Annotated in this window: 15 protein-coding genes; 7 read left to right on the top strand and 8 right to left on the bottom strand. The window is 38.4% G+C overall.

What is annotated here, in order from left to right:
- Position 1 precedes the first annotated feature (1 nt).
- Positions 2–598: an imidazole glycerol phosphate synthase subunit HisH gene (hisH, locus tag ACJMML_RS05985; RefSeq protein ID WP_405306443.1), complete on the bottom strand. Its 597-nt coding sequence runs from the start codon at positions 596–598 to the stop codon at positions 2–4.
- Positions 595–1,668, bottom strand: coding sequence for a Ni-sirohydrochlorin a,c-diamide reductive cyclase catalytic subunit (gene cfbD, locus ACJMML_RS05980; protein WP_405306464.1), 1,074 nt, complete (start codon positions 1,666–1,668; stop codon positions 595–597). Before cfbD ends, hisH begins: the two co-directional genes overlap by 4 nt.
- Positions 1,669–1,758: 90 nt before the next feature.
- Here cfbD and ACJMML_RS05975 point away from each other — a divergent pair, with 90 nt between their 5' ends.
- Together ACJMML_RS05975 and ACJMML_RS05970 are read left to right on the top strand one after the other, a co-directional pair.
- A complete protein-coding gene (locus ACJMML_RS05975) occupies positions 1,759–2,160 on the top strand; it encodes a C-GCAxxG-C-C family protein (RefSeq protein WP_405306442.1) in 402 nt (133 codons plus the stop codon).
- Positions 2,161–2,172: 12 nt separating this feature from the next.
- Complete coding sequence (locus ACJMML_RS05970; protein WP_405306441.1) at positions 2,173–3,123, top strand: hypothetical protein; 951 nt, start codon at positions 2,173–2,175, stop codon at positions 3,121–3,123.
- 25 nt (positions 3,124–3,148) lie between these two features.
- Here ACJMML_RS05970 and ACJMML_RS05965 read toward each other — a convergent pair whose 3' ends face one another.
- The 4 genes from ACJMML_RS05965 to ACJMML_RS05950 all read right to left on the bottom strand — a co-directional run bounded on the left by ACJMML_RS05965 (position 3,149) and on the right by ACJMML_RS05950 (position 6,568).
- Positions 3,149–4,162, bottom strand: coding sequence for an SLC13 family permease (locus tag ACJMML_RS05965; protein WP_405306440.1), 1,014 nt, complete (start codon positions 4,160–4,162; stop codon positions 3,149–3,151).
- A gap of 15 nt (positions 4,163–4,177) precedes the next feature.
- On the bottom strand, positions 4,178–4,492 hold the full coding sequence (locus ACJMML_RS05960; protein ID WP_405306439.1) for a TIGR04076 family protein: 315 nt from the start codon (positions 4,490–4,492) through the stop codon (positions 4,178–4,180).
- Positions 4,492–5,049 carry a DUF6434 domain-containing protein gene (locus ACJMML_RS05955; RefSeq protein ID WP_405306438.1) on the bottom strand — a complete coding sequence of 186 codons (558 nt, stop codon included), beginning with the start codon at positions 5,047–5,049 and terminating at the stop codon, positions 4,492–4,494. The genes ACJMML_RS05960 and ACJMML_RS05955 overlap by 1 nt, the downstream gene beginning before the upstream one ends.
- A 328-nt stretch (positions 5,050–5,377) precedes the next feature.
- Positions 5,378–6,568, bottom strand: coding sequence for a redox-regulated ATPase YchF (locus ACJMML_RS05950; RefSeq protein ID WP_405306437.1), 1,191 nt, complete (start codon positions 6,566–6,568; stop codon positions 5,378–5,380).
- Positions 6,569–6,631: 63 nt separating this feature from the next.
- Between ACJMML_RS05950 and ACJMML_RS05945 the strand changes: the two genes are divergently transcribed.
- Entirely contained in the window at positions 6,632–7,501 is an 870-nt protein-coding gene (locus tag ACJMML_RS05945; protein ID WP_405306436.1) for a metallophosphoesterase, read from the top strand.
- Positions 7,498–9,618: an alkaline phosphatase family protein gene (locus ACJMML_RS05940; protein WP_405306435.1), complete on the top strand. Its 2,121-nt coding sequence runs from the start codon at positions 7,498–7,500 to the stop codon at positions 9,616–9,618. Before ACJMML_RS05945 ends, ACJMML_RS05940 begins: the two co-directional genes overlap by 4 nt.
- On the opposite strand, the gene ACJMML_RS05935 is transcribed toward ACJMML_RS05940, so the two are convergent.
- On the bottom strand, positions 9,607–10,452 hold the full coding sequence (locus ACJMML_RS05935) for an SIR2 family NAD-dependent protein deacylase (RefSeq protein WP_405306434.1): 846 nt from the start codon (positions 10,450–10,452) through the stop codon (positions 9,607–9,609). The genes ACJMML_RS05940 and ACJMML_RS05935 overlap by 12 nt on opposite strands.
- Positions 10,445–11,185 (bottom strand): protein-ADP-ribose hydrolase, encoded by a 741-nt coding sequence (locus tag ACJMML_RS05930; protein ID WP_405306433.1) that lies wholly within the window; start codon positions 11,183–11,185, stop codon positions 10,445–10,447. The genes ACJMML_RS05935 and ACJMML_RS05930 overlap by 8 nt, the downstream gene beginning before the upstream one ends.
- Before the next feature lie 164 nt (positions 11,186–11,349).
- Between ACJMML_RS05930 and ACJMML_RS05925 the strand changes: the two genes are divergently transcribed.
- The 3 genes from ACJMML_RS05925 (at position 11,350) to ACJMML_RS05915 (ending at position 15,464) form a co-directional block, all read left to right on the top strand.
- Positions 11,350–11,733: a winged helix-turn-helix transcriptional regulator gene (locus tag ACJMML_RS05925; RefSeq protein ID WP_405306432.1), complete on the top strand. Its 384-nt coding sequence runs from the start codon at positions 11,350–11,352 to the stop codon at positions 11,731–11,733.
- 1 nt (position 11,734) lies between these two features.
- Entirely contained in the window at positions 11,735–12,376 is a 642-nt protein-coding gene (locus tag ACJMML_RS05920) for a cobalt-precorrin-7 (C(5))-methyltransferase (protein ID WP_405306431.1), read from the top strand.
- Between the two features lie 124 nt (positions 12,377–12,500).
- The gene (locus tag ACJMML_RS05915; RefSeq protein WP_405306430.1) at positions 12,501–15,464 is read left to right on the top strand and encodes a hypothetical protein; all 2,964 of its coding nucleotides are present in this window, start codon (positions 12,501–12,503) and stop codon (positions 15,462–15,464) included.
- Positions 15,465–15,562 lie beyond the last annotated feature (98 nt).

Genomic DNA, 15,562 nt, shown 5'->3' with positions numbered 1-15,562 from the left:
TTTATATCTCCAAGTTAGTGAAATTTTTTAAGATTTTCAATCCTGCTTTGCTGCTTTTTTCCGGATGGAACTGTGTTGAAAACAGATTATTTTGACTTAAGCTTGCTACAACACTGTTTCCATAATCACAAGTTCCCGCAATGATTTCATCATCATCGGGAATTACATGATAAGAATGAACAAAATAGAAATACTCTCCATCAATACCCTCAAGTATTGGAGAGTCATTAGTGACTTTTAACTTATTCCAACCCATGTGAGGTATTTTGACGCCTTCAGGCAATTTTTCAACATGTCCTTTAAACAAATTCAGACCTTCAACGCCCGGAGACTCTTCACTTGAGCCCATCAATACCTGTTGGCCAAGACATATTCCTAAAAATGGCTTGTCTGCCTCAACATGCTCATAAATAACATCCTTAAATGGTTCTAAATTCTCCATTGCACTTCCAAATGCTCCAACGCCAGGCAACACCAGATAGTCACTGTCAGCAATTATCTCCTTATCGTCAGTAATCTGATATTCGGCACCTATTTTCTTAAATCCGTTGGAAATGCTTTTCAAATTTCCGCTTTTATAATCGATAATAGTTATCATTCGTCCAACCACCCAATAGCTGACCTGATCATTCCGCCAAAGTCTGAAAATACTATCTCATCAGTTCCAAGAGTTTTTGAGTGTGCATCGAGCTCTGCAACAACATGAGTGTATCCCAATTCCCTTAAAGGCTCGACCAAACGAGGCCCATCAGTCACTGCAACGGATTCTATTTCAAAATCCTCAATCGGAAATGCATGAGGAACCCCGAATACGACAATCATGTCCAAATCCTTATCCTTCAGGAATTCAGCAGCCTTATCGGCTGTTATCGGATACTCATCAAGACCCCCTGTTATGAAATCAGGTTCATTATCAAGCTGATTTTTAATATTAACCGCATGCTGCCTGATTCTTGGAAGTCCGATGTTTTCATCGAGATTTGCTACAAAAATCGGCTTGTTGTCGGGATTTATTTTTTCGTAATCAAAATTGATAATGTCTGCAAACAGATAGGAGGTTTCCTTTTTAACATTAAGAACAAAAGCGACTTTTTTATTATCTTTTAGAGCCTTAACAACAGTTTTTGCTATAGATTCCTTTGAATCACCAAAGTTAGGTTTAATATATTTTCCTTGTGCCATTCCCCTAGTCTTTTCAACTTCAGTTGCCTTTTCAAGCATTTCGATTTGCCTATCTGACTCTTCACGTGGTATTACACCCGCTTCAACGGCAGCATCCAACGCCATGATTGCCCCAACAGTGTTATCGCCTTCACCTGATCCTCCATGGGATTCGACAGGAATGACAGTGCATGGCAAGTCTGCAGTTGCAATGGCTTCCTTTAAATCCTCACCAATAATCATGCTTGCACAGGTTCCTGCAATGCCCATCAGTTTAGGCTTGAATGCATCATATGCTTCAGTCAGTGTATCAACTAGTTTTTCACCGGCGCCTAAAATAAAATCATTTTCAGACATTCCGGTAGTTACAACACGGACTCCATCACCTTCTAAAAGCCTTGCTGTTCTAAAGCAACAGCCGGTAGGCCCATGCATGACAATAACATCAACGTTCATATCTCTCAATGTGTAAAGAGTTGCCGCAATTGGACTTGGTCTTGGATGTATAATTTTTATCAACTCACAATTTTTTTAACAAATAATTATATAAAATTCTTAATTAATATAATTAATTAACAGATTCATGGAGATTGCATTATGAAACTTGACAAGGAAATATTGGAAGAAAAAATCAGGGACTACAGAACATTCCTAAGCTGTTCAGAATCAACATTGATGGGACTGTGCGAAACTGCAGATTATCCGATTTCACAGGGAGACATGAAAAAATTGGCTTGTGGTTTTGCCGGCGGAATGGGTGGAACATTCGATGAGGGAACCTGCGGTGCGGTAACCGGCGCACTGATGGCGAATGGTCTTCTCAATGACGACATACCAACAATCAAGGACAACGCCAAAGAGATTTTCAACACATTCAAAGATGAATACGGCACTGTAATGTGTGGCAAGATAACAAATAACGGTGAAGACAAATCCCCTTGTGTTGATTGCTGCGTTTTCATTGCAAACAAAGTTGCTGATTTAGTTGAAAAGGAATAACAAAAGAGACTTATGATTTACAAAAGGGAATTTGATGAAGAAAGAGACGAGTGTGAGGAAATATACCATATTGAAGAGGACATCACTGACCCCACACTAATTGAAATCGACACATTATACGGACAGGCAGATGCATTAAGCTTGAAATATGCAGAAAAACATCATGAAAAAATTCGCAACATATCCGTTATTGCACCATCGATTGTATTTTTCTTTCTTCTTTATGAAGCCGCTGAACAGCATTGGCTCATTTTCGTTGTGACAGCATTAATAATACTGTTATATCTTGTTTACAGACAGCCTAGCGAAGAAAAAACTCATGAAAAATACTTGGAATATCGAGTTCTTGCAGAAGCACTCCGCATTCAATATTTTCTATCAAAAGCAGGGATTGAAAAGAAAGCCCTTGATATCCTACCATGGTTTACTGAAATACGCATTCCTTTAGTTAAGAAGGTTCTCTCAAAATTACCCGCAACAGAAACAAATAAAAAAGAATCGATTTTAGACTGCTGGATTAGAGACCAAATGAAATACCATGACGGCGCCCATAAAAGAGCATTGGAACAACTTGAAAAAAATGAATTTTATGAAAGAATTTCACTGATTGCAACCATCTTATTCTATGTAATAGCATTGATTTTTGAAATTTCAATGATACTTTACGCCCCTTTTGATGTGGAAACTGCACATTGGGTTCGTGCAGGATTAAAGATTGGAGTTGGAACCGCCACTGCAATTACAATATTCCTTTCAAACTACTATGGAAAGATGTCCCTGTCAAGCAAAGTTGAAGAGCATCTGAGAATGTACTGGCTGTATCAAAAGGTGGAACATAAGATTAAACAGACAAAAGAGGAAAATGAAGAGGAGATAATCTATCTTGCGGAACAGTGCCTGATTGAAAATGCAAGCTGGTATTCACATCAAAAGAAAAACACCCCTGATTTTGCTGTGGAATGATTTTGCTCCTTGAAAAATCCGTGCATCATCCTAGGATATACAATCCTAACAGAATAATCAGCAGAACAACATTCAATACTGTGAAAATAATAAAATACCTGATTTTGAATTCTCCATGCTCACGAACAAGAATCTTATATGAAATGAGATTAGCCATAGATGCAATCAGGGTTCCAAATCCTCCGATATTGATTCCAATAATGATAGCTTCGTAATTGCTGCTGAAACCGCTCAACAACATTGCTGCTGGAACATTGGAAATCACCTGTGATGAAACAATACCTATTAAAACCTCATTGCCACTGATCCATCTGCTGAAAAGCGCATTGAAAAATGGGACGTTTTCCAAATTGCCAATCAAGACAAATAATGCAATGAATGTCAAAAGCAGGTAATAGTCGATGCCCTTAAAAACTCTTTTGAAGAAATTTTCCCGATTGAATTCGACTTCACTCAATTTTGGCAAAGTTATTTTATCATTTGGCACAAATAACGACAATATCAATAAAAATACTGCTGATACAATAACATAAGGCAGGAGCAAGAGGAAAAACGATTCAAATGGAATTTTGGATACCGTATACATCACGATATTGTGGGGCGCCCCGATAGGAAGCACCATACACCCTACATTTGCCGCAATGGTCTGCATGGAAACTGTAAAAACAATTAAATCAAGCCTATCGACTTTCTTTAAGGCCAATATGGCAAATGGCACAAATATTATCAAAGAAACATCATTGGTTATGAATATTGAACTGAAAAAGCATGTGAAAACCAAAAACAAGACAAGTCCCCTTGTGTTTTTAACCTTAACCAATAATCTTCGAACCAGAATCTCAAAAATTGACAGATTCTTTAGAATCTCAACAATCAGCATTATAAAAAACAGCAGTACGATTGTATCCCAATTAATATAATTTAAATAATTAAGACTAGGTCTGATAAAAAAGCAAGAGATTATAGCTAAAATTAAAGATGTGAAGAATATTATCTCTTTTTTAAAAAAATCATAAAATTTAGATGAAAATTCGTTCATTATATCCCAGTGAGGCTAGTCTGCATCCTCTTCCATAGTTTCCAGAAGAAAGCTTACAGGCCGAAATCCATCATTGCATGATATCATTGCAGACTTTTTGTTTTTCATCCAACCGTCATAGAAATTGCTGGCTCCATTTGCCAATGCCATTACAAATGGTGAAAGGCTTTCCCATGCACTGTCACAGAAATTATCGGGCTTAACCCATCCGTTTGCAATGAATACCTGACCTTCATCCACATCGCATTCATGTTCCAGTGGATTTTCATATTTTTCAATTAAATCATCGTGCCTGACCTTTCTCATGACCGTAATTTTAACCTTTTTCATTATAACACCTCTAAATCGCTTTTTTCATACCTATTATGGCCTTTAAGAGACTTCTTATGCTTCCAGCATCTGATTGCATCATCTAAAGATTTGCCTTCATTATCCTCAAAGAAATCCCTGATATACTGATTGTATTGGAATTGCTTGCCGATTTCCGTTTTTTGGTTAGAGCCTTGAATCTCATGGTATGCGTCAACTGCATCCCTGTATGTCTTGTCGGGATTCGCTTTAAGCCATTTTTGGAACCGAACCTTGAACTTGAACCCCTTGCCTATTTCCTTTTCAAAAAATGCTCTTTTATCCTCGCTGCATTTGAAATTTTCGCCCAATCTTGAATCAAGAGTTATTTCAGACAAAGGAGTGTTAGAATTTTGCCTCATAACGGGTTCATTTAACTCTTCACCAGTTGATAAATAATGGATTATCCTGTTTTCCAATTCCTGTTTGGATCCGCTTACTTTCAACCCTTCAGACCTGCAGAAGTCCTTCAGTTCCTCCTTTAAAAAATAATATTGTTTAAATTCATCCGAAGTTAAATTATTCGTTAATTTCACCATATGAATCAGTTTAATCTATATTAAGATAAAAATAGCATTAAAGATTGAATAAGGATAAATTTGGTTAACAAATTTTGACACATCCCCATTCAACAAGTATCTGATGGTTTGCCCTTTGGCAACCTAACATCAAATGATGTTAAATAACAATATTAACTTTTTAATATATATAATTTTCTTATTTTAATGAAAACAATACTCTACATAACCGAAACAATTTTATACGAATAAATCAATATTGATTTAAAAAAATAATTAATTTTAAATAGAATTACAGTAAAATAGTGAATTCTAAAACACTAATATAAAGAAAAAAAGAAGAGGAATATTATCCTCTTGTCACTATACTTATGATGTCGCCATCTTTCAGCTCATAATCACTGGCCACGCGCATTTTGGATTTCGCATCAACCGCATGCATGAACTTGTCCCCTATATCTGTGTGGACAATGTAGGCCAGCTGCTTAGGTGTTGAGCCTTTAGGGACAAGGAATCCGTCAGGCAATACATTACCCTTCTGGTCAGTGTATTTGTTTTCATCCTGAACCGGATATACGACAATCCTGTCAAGAAGTTCAAATATCGCATAATTCAGCGCATCCTGAACTCCTGTGCTTCCATAGACATCCAGGATGTTGGATTGAATATACTCCAAACCTTTTCGTTGGGCTTCTGACAGCTCTTCCGGCTTCAGGATTTCAAAATGGTCATCACCGGACATGTAGCTGATCAGTCCGCTTTCTGCAGCTTTAACCAATGCCAATTCTGAGCCTGCTGAAGTTGGAATCACGTTCGGATACTTTTCCTTGATTCTTTTGATGTTTTCAGCAGATGTAGGCAAGTCCGCCTTGTTTGCAATAATCATCATCGGCTTTGCAATATGCAGGATATTGCGTGTAAGCTCAATCAAATCCTCCTCTTCCCATTTGTTGTAATCAGGTTCTACTGTCCTTTTAGCCTCAATAATGTCTTCAATGGCTATTCCTGTACCTGACAACTGGTCATAGAGAACCTTTGAGATGTCAAGATGCTCCGCACCAACCTTTCTTATAAGCCTCACCCAGTTCTTGGACAGTATTCCATACATCCACATGACGATTTCATTTTCCAGAAATTCCAAATCGTCCAAGGGGTCATGGCTTCCTGCATCAACAGGATTTCCTTCAAGGTCGGTTGAGCCTGAAGCATCAATTACATTGATAAATACCTTAGCCTGCATCAATTCATCTAAAAACTTGTTACCTAATCCTTTTCCTTCGTGTGCTCCAGGAACAAGTCCCGCAACATCTATCATTTCAATCGGAAGCAATCTTTTCCCATCAATGCATATTGAGTTGTGAGGATTGCATGTGACGCCCAATTCCTTACACGGGCAATCCTTAATTACATGAGCAACAGCCTTGTTTGCATCGATTGTTGTGAATGGATAGTTTGCCATTTCCACTCCTGATGCTGTTGCTGAATTGAAAAAGGATGATTTTCCTACATTTGGTTTTCCACAAACTGCAATTTGAAGCATAATAATCACTTAATTATCTATGTTTTTAAAATTATAAATAGTTTCAGAATTAATTAATAATTAATGAAGGATGAAGATATAGAAAGACCCCAAGCCATGAAAATTAGACAAGGAATTCAGGATGCGATGAACCAAACATTGCCGGACAAGGAGTTTAATCCAAAAAACATCGATCTGGTTGAAGTTGATATCGCATTGGATAAAATAGGATGGAATTTTCAAAACTACAGGATTTTAAACATATCTGATATCCATCTGGGCCAATGGATCAATCCGGAGTATCTCGATGACCTGGTCGACTATGTTAATACATTGAATTATGATTTGATAGTCCTGACCGGAGATTACTTTTCATACAATATCGAAAGCTACGATGATGCATTGGAAAAATCCCTCAAAAAGCTGAAAGCCGAAGACGGCAAATTCGGCATTTTGGGAAATCATGACCATTGGATGGATGCAGACAAGGTCAGAAGAATCTTTAAAAGTGCAGACATTCATGATTTGAGCAATGACAATGTAGTGCTGAAAAGAGGTGACGACAAAATCAATTTGGCCGGTGTTGACTCCTGTACTGTTTGTGCCGACAATTTGGATAAGGTATTGGCAAAGCTTGAAGACGATTACCCGACAATCCTGCTTGCACATGAGCCGGACTTTGCCCTTGAATCCTCACAAACCGGCAAAATCGATTTGCAGATTTCAGGACATTCCCACGGAGGGCAGTTCATCATTCCAAAATTTAAAACAACCCCATTTAGAGGCCCCAACTCCACAAGATATCCTGTCGGGCTTTATAAGGTCAATGACATGGTTCAGTATACAAGCAAGGGCCTGGGTACAAATTCATTTAGAATACGCATAAACTGCAAACCTGAAATCACAATAATAACCCTTAAAAGCAATAATAGGCGAAAAATTCCGATAGAATGATAAAGAACAGATTAATTTCATCACTGAGAACCATAATAACAACCTTGTTGTATGTTATTGCAAACATTGCGGCAGTGTATGTGGTAGACTACATAAGTACAGACTTTACAATCGGCCCATGGTACAATGCAGTCCTTATAGTCATAGTCGTTGCTATTGCAAATTCGCTGCTGTGGCCCATATTCAGGCGTTTTCTGATGAAGATAATCATCTTTACCTTTGGAATCGGATCACTCTTCATAAACTCGATAATCTTTTATATCGCTTCCCTTTTCATTCCAGGACTTTCCGCAGGAATATATGGCGTACTGCAGGTTCCTATCGTGATGGCGATATTCACAACCTTCGTTACAAACATAACAAACACCAACTATTACGACAGCTACATCAAAAGCATTCTCAAGTATGCAGTCAAGCAAAAGACACCATACAAGAAAATATATCCCGGACTGATTATGGTCGAAATAGATGGCCTTTCCATAAACACCCTGAAAAAGGCCATTGACAAGGGAATAATGCCAAACATTGAAAGATGGATTGGCGAAAATACACACACTCTGAAGGAATGGGAAACCGATTTATCATCACAGACTGGGGCGAGCCAGGCAGGAATACTTCATGGAAACAATACGGACATTGTAGCCTACAGATGGGTTGAAAAGGAAAATGACAACAGAATTATCGTTTCAGGAAAATTGAGTGATACCCCTCAAATTGAAAATAAGATAAGCAATGGCGAAGGCCTTCTGGTAAATGGCATAAGCATCGCAAACATGTTCTCAGGGGACAGTGAAATTCCAACACTTACATCCTCAAAGTTGAACGGATTGGCAAACATATACAGCAAAACATTGAATGCCGTGTTTCTGGATGCATATAATTTTCAAAGGCTATTTATTCTATTCTTATGGGACATTATTCTTGAACTGACCTCCCAATTGATTCATAATGTGAAAAACATAAAGCCACGACTCAGAAGAACAATCGTATATGCAGCAGTGAGGGCAGGGGCTAATGTGGTCCTAAGGGAAGTCACAACTGATGTTCTGACAAGTGAAATACTGACCGGAAACATTGACAGCGCATATGCAACATTCATGGGTTATGATGAAATAGCCCATCACTCAGGAGTTGAGGATAGGGACGTGTGGATTGCCCTAAAAAAAATAGACCAGCAATTTGCAAAGCTTACCTCAGCAATCGAGATGAGCGACCGGGATTATAAGCTTGTTGTCCTTTCTGACCATGGTCAGTCCAAAGGAGCCACATTCAAGCAAAGATATGGAATGACCCTGGGAAATTATGTGCGCGGGCTCCTTCCGGATGATTTGAGAATGTTTAAAACTGAATATAACATAGACCACTTCAGGGATGCAATAATTCCTGAAAACAAACAGTTAAGAAACTTCAAGGAAAAGATGGGAGACATTCGGGAAGACATTTTGGATTGGGAATCCCTGCAAAACATAAGGGAAGGCGTTGAAAAGAGAAAACCTGCCATAATATTTGAAAATGAGCAATATCTAAATCTGAGAGACAGATATACTAATAGCCTTGACTACATCAAAGGCTATGAAACCTCACAGCAAAGCACAAAAAAGGAAAAGGACTCAGAACTGATTGTGTTGGGTTCTGGCAATATGGGACTGATATATCTGACCCAATGGAAGCAGCGCCTGAACTATGAAGAAATCGTAATGCTCTTTCCCGATTTGATTCCAGGCCTTGTAAAGCATTCTGGAATAGGCTTCATTCTGGTCGATTCGATAGCGAATGGAGGAATGATAATTGGCGAAAATGGAATCTATTATCTTGACAGCGATGAAATCGTCGGCGAAAATCCACTTGAAGACTTCGGCAAAAATGCCGCAATGCATCTTAAAAGGCAAAATTCATTCAACAACATGCCCGACATTCTGGTCAACAGCTTCTATGACAGCGAAAGCGATGAAGTATGTGCATTTGAAGAACTGATAGGATCCCACGGAGGATTGGGAGGAAATCAGACAAAGCCGTTCATCTTGTACCCGTCCGAATGGGACGACCCGGGCGAACTTATTGGCTCAGAATCAATTTACCATTTCTTAAAAGATGAAATCACCAATCTAAATTCTTGAAAGCCAGTAATCCAGAATTTCCTCAACGTTTTCATCAAAGCTTATTGTCTTGTCCTTATTTTCCGGAATTGCCTGAGGATAATCAAGATTCAATCTTATAAGTGTTGCATCTGAATTGCCGTATGTCATCTGCTCAAAGGGATAGCGGATGATTCCAGGAGTATTGAATCCAACGCCAATTTCCAAAAATACGAATTTTCCGTCGATATTGTCTAGGAAATCGTAATAATTCTTATTCATTTCATGCCATTTAGCATCTTCAACAAAATAACTGTCCTTTCTTAGATTCAAATCCATATTCCCTCCGCAAACCGGGCATTTAGGAACAAGATCAGATGGAATTCTAAAGTTCTCTGTTTTTTCCACCCATTCAAAAACCTGTTCTTTGTTCGGATATAATCTGTCATGGCATGCCTTTTCACATTGAAGCAATCCGTAATCGCCCTGGGTTGCAAATATCCTTTCATCATCGAATCCATTAATCCAAAACTGATGTTCAACATTGGTTGTAAGGACAAAATACTCCTTATCCTCAACCAATTTCAATAATTTCTGGTAAACGCTTGTTTTTCCCACATCATAACGGTTTGCAAAAACATGCCTAGCCCAGTAGGCCCATTTTTCTTCCTGAGACTCGAAGGGATAAAATCCAGATGAATACATGTCTGTAAATCCGTATTCCTCAATGAAATCCTTGAAATATTTTTCAAACCTCTCACCGGTGTAGTCGATTCCGGCGGCAGTAGACAGCCCCGCACCGGCACCTATTATTATGTAATCAGCCTCATCAATGGCCTTTTTGGCCTTATCCAATCTTAATGTAAATTTATCCATTGAAATACTCCTTATATATTAAATAATCCTCATCAGTAAATACATTGAAAATTACATGTTTCAATGTTGTTTCATTTGATTTTAAATATTCTGTAACACTACCTATTGCAATTTCAGCCGCCAGGTCCTGTGGAAAGTTAAACACTCCTGTTGAAATGCAGCAGAACGCAAGTGATTTCAGTTCATTTTCGCTTGCAATCTCCAGACATGACAGATAACAGTTTTTCAGGTCTTCACAGTCCCTGTCTGTCGGCTGTGAACCATATGGGATTTGCGGCCCTACAGTGTGAATGACATATTTTGAAGGCAAATTGTAGGCGCCTGTGATTTTTGCTTTTCCAACCGCCTCGTCATGGCCTTGCATTTGCATGATCTCGTTGCACTCATCCCTAAGCTGAACACCAGCAGATGAGTGAATGACATTGTCAATGCAGTTGTGCTGCGGAATAAAGCATCCAAGCAATTTCGAATTTGCAGCATTGACGATTCCATCAACCTTTAGTGTTGTGATGTCGCCCTGCCACAGCATCATCCTTCCTTTAGCCTCAGTAATGTCTTCCGGAGAAGTCAAAACCTTTCCTGAAGTTTCTGCGGTTAAGAATTCATCCTGAACCCTTAAGAACTCATCAGAAATTTCCAAAGGAATCCGTACATTCATCAATGCCCTGAGCAAATTTCTTTTGTCCTGAAAATCATCGGGAATGTCAATAGCTTCTCCCCTTTCATCAATCAAATAGTCCAATAGGAAATCCAGTTGTTCGGTTGCATTAATTTTAACCCCTCCTCATTTTTGTTAATTATTAGTATAATCAACAGCATTTAAATGATTTTTGTAACCTCCAGGAAACCGGGTAACAAAAAAGTAACTTTAAATAGAAATTAAATCAACTTTTAATTATGAACACAGACAAAGTTGTTTGCCCAGTGGATAAGACTTTAAATCTGATTAACAAAAAATGGAGCGTTCAGATTATAAGGGACATGTTTTTTGGCAAAAAGCATTTCAAAGAATTTAAAGAGGACAAGCCCAAATTATCCAATAAGGTATTATCCAATTGCCTTAAAGAACTGGAAGAAAATGGATTAATTGAAAAAAAGGTTCTGAACACTACTCCAGTTACAACCGAGTACTATTTGACTGAATATGGCAAATCAATGAACAGGATAATCTATGAATTGGCCATGTTTACCCTGCATGATGAAAACAACAACAGCTATTCTCTTGAAACTCGAGAATCCCTGAAAAATGATTTCAAACAAAGATTAGGAATTGATGATTAAAATGACCGGTAAAATTTATATCATTGGAATTGGACCTGGTTCCAGCGAATATTTGACAAAAAAAGCAATCGATACCGTTGAAATGAGTGATTATACTGTCGGAAGCACCCGTGCGATTGACCTGTTTGATGATGCTCCAGGAAAAATCGCATTTAACGTCAAGGATCTGCTGGACAAATTGGAGGAAGGGGTCAAACTGGCAGCCGATGGAAACACCGTGTCAATATTGTCAACCGGAGATCCAGGTTTTTCAGGCGTTTTGAATACCGTCCTAAGGCTTTCGGATGAAAACAATTTTCCCGAAGAAAACATCGAGGTCATTCCAGGAATCAGTTCACTTCAGCTTGCTGCTGCAGAATGCCACATCCAATGGGACAATGCCAATGTGATGACCTTCCACGGCCGTGAAAACATAGAGGACATCCTTCCGGTCATAAACAACGGCAAGACAACCATTGCACTGCCCTCCAGAAAAGTCAAGGACATGGCACAGTTCCTGCTTGACAATGGGGTTGAAGAGGACAGGAAAGTGACCGTCTGTGAACGCCTAAGCTATCCGGATGAGAAAATTGTTTCAGCCACTTTAAGCGACATTGCCAGCAGCGAATTTACTTATATGTGCATAATTGTCATATATCCATAGGATTGCTCTTAAAAATTCATTATAAAAGCAATTTACCATTTAATTTTAATATCAAAGTTTATATGTTCTAGATATCATACTTTAACCGTCAATTAGACAGAAAAATTGACAGAAGGTAGATATCATGAACATTAAAATAAACACCATATGTTTCATCATCCTACTTTTTTTGCTTATTGGAACCGTTTCGGCAGCGGAAATGGATAATGAAACATTGAAACAGACAATCAAACAACCAGAAGACGAAATCTGCCAGATTTCTTCCGAAAGCCAGGACGAAGTCATGGCAGGTTGCGAGAATATGGAAAAGCTTGAGGCTAGTCTCAGCAATGAGAAGATAGAAGCAGACAATTCCAAAAAGGCATATGCAAGTCTAATAACCGACAGCAAACTGAAAGTGAACATAAAGGCTCCTGATGTGAAGATGCACTACAAGGACGGAAGCAAACTTACTGTTACAGTCAAGGACGAACTGAAAAAAGCAGTGAAAAAATCCAAAGTGAAAATTACCATAGATGGAAAAACCTACACCAAAACAACCGATTCCAATGGAAAGGCATCGATAAACCTTAACCTGAAGAGTGGGAAATATACGGTAACAACCACATTTGACGAAACGAAAAACTATCATAAAAACAGCGTCAAAAGCACAGTGACAATCAAAAGCACAATAAAAGCGGGTGACTTTTCAAAATACTATAAAAATAAGGCATCATATAGCGCAACATTTTATGACAAGAAAGGAAAGCTCCTTAAGAACACCAATATCAAATTCAAATTGAACAGCAAAAGCCATAGCGTTAAAACCAGCAAGAAGGGCAAAGGAAAACTGTCCATAGATTTGAAACCCGGAACCTACAGCATTTCATCTATCAACTCCAAGACCTCCGAAACAGTCACAAAAAAGATAACAATCAGGACAATCCTTGAAACAAGGGATCTGACAATGGACGAAAAGGACGGAAGCAAATTCACGGTCAAAGTGCTGAACAGCAACGGAAAGGTTTCACCTAATAAAAAAGTGACATTGAAAGTGAACAGCAAAACATACACTCCAAAAAGCGATTCGAAAGGTATTGCAGTACAGACAATAGACCTGCCGGCCGGAAAGTACAGCATTACAACCGAATATGAAGGGCTTGTACATACCAATCATATAACAGTCAATGCAGTAATGAAAACAGCATCCTTCAGCCACATTACCATGATTCCAGATTATGTCAACGTAACCGTACCCTATGCTTTCCACAATTCCGCCTACACCCTGAAAACAGGAAATGACGGAATAATAAAACTGCCTAAAAAGGATGTTTTTGCAATACACATCACTGAAAGCAAACATTACCTGTTCTCCACAGATCCACAGCCGGGGATTGATGCAAATGTGATCGGCTATAAAACATATCTTGTGCCGTTTGACGGAAGCGGTCTCAAAAGCGATTACAACAAGGATAATCTGAAAGGGGACGGAGTGATGATTTCAAAGGCAAATGACTATACACAAATCGAATTCAGAAGTACGACACAGTGCGATGCGGACCTCTTCGGATTGACTATGGACAAGCATCTGGATAACATTGAAATCATCACATACCTGCAGAACGACTTGATAAAGGCAAGGATATTGTTTTTCACCGGCAGCTATGATGAGGTGGGCCTTAGAAGCAATTTGGGAAAATTATATGAAAAGAATGCCTATGAAATCAATTATAACAACTACGACCAGCTAACCATGAACAATACCGAAAGCATCAGGTTTACAAATACAGGAGAAAGCGTCATATATGACGATTCAAAAAACTCGATCATGCCGAGCATATCAAGAGAGGACATCAAAACAAAACTGATTGTCAATGGCATTGAAGAGCTTGAAAAAAGTGAAAGCATAAGCTATGGTCGCAGCGACTTATATAACGTTATCAGAGGCTTTGAAGTGCTTCAGTCATATGCCATAATCAATGAGAAGGTGAGATATTCCACCATGGATAAATGGTTAATGGTGAATTCCGGATTTCTTTCAAGAATCGGAATAATGAATATCTATGGAATGTTTCTGGCGGGTCTTGAGACAGCATGGCTTGCAGACGAGATAGCCGACAATTATGCAAAGGAGTTCAATGTAAAATGGGACCGTAAAAGGACAACAACAATACTTGGAGGAATCAACTTTGATGACACCTATCTTCACATATTAAACGCAGATATGGGAATGAATGTTGCCGGAAATGGCCAAAATTCAGCAATGTTTAGACTGATGAACTCGTTTTACCTGCCGAATATTGAAAGTTACGTATTGAATCCAGTTGCCGAGAGATATTCAAACAATCTGACAAATTCTTTAGACAGCCTTTACGAATCCGTTGAAAATAATAAATTCAGCATTGCTCAGATTGGAGAAATGTTTTATATTCTATGTGAAGACGGAAGCAATGCCACAATTGTCATCAATTCAACAAGCGGAATATCCAACGCGATAATAATTGACGATGATTTTGCATACAAAGGCTCACTAGTCCCTACATCCTGTGACTGCTGCAGTGTAGGAACAACCCCCGTCGACATAATCAGCGGCATCGGAAACACCTATGCAAAAATCAAAAGATCCAGCGGAAATATCATTGACAATATTATGAATAAGATTCACCCGCTGACTGTGGCAGGGTATATGGTCAGCAATCTGGTTACTGGAATTGCCGGAAAGATTGTGACCGGAAGCCTGACATTAGGTCTTGCAAGCACCATTGGAACAATGATGGGAATACATGGAGCTGGAAATTATATAAAAAATAAATTCGTTGATAAAAAAGATTGGCATTGGGCGTATGAACATGTTGCATTCACCAGAGACGGATATATGCAGGGCAAAAAGTTCTTCAACATCCCAAAAGATGACGGCACATATGATTATGTTGAAGTCACAATAAATCCGGATGGAAGCCTAAACAGGAACGATGCATTATATGTCGGCGACGGATATACTAAAAAACTGTCAAAAAGCGAAACATACCAGTATTTTACTGAAGAAAAATGGACCGCATGCAATATTCCAAGAAAATACCAGATTTATGAAGTTCCCTACCCATTATGAGGAAAGAAAAGTTAAAATAATCTTATTTTAACTTTTTTTAGAATGAAAAAAAATATAATAAATATCAAAAATATATTACATTGTTAAAAGTTTAAAGG

It is taken from the genome of Methanobrevibacter sp. (assembly GCF_045130115.1).
GTDB lineage: Archaea > Methanobacteriota > Methanobacteria > Methanobacteriales > Methanobacteriaceae > Methanocatella.
This window is presented reverse-complemented; position numbering and strand designations above follow the sequence as displayed.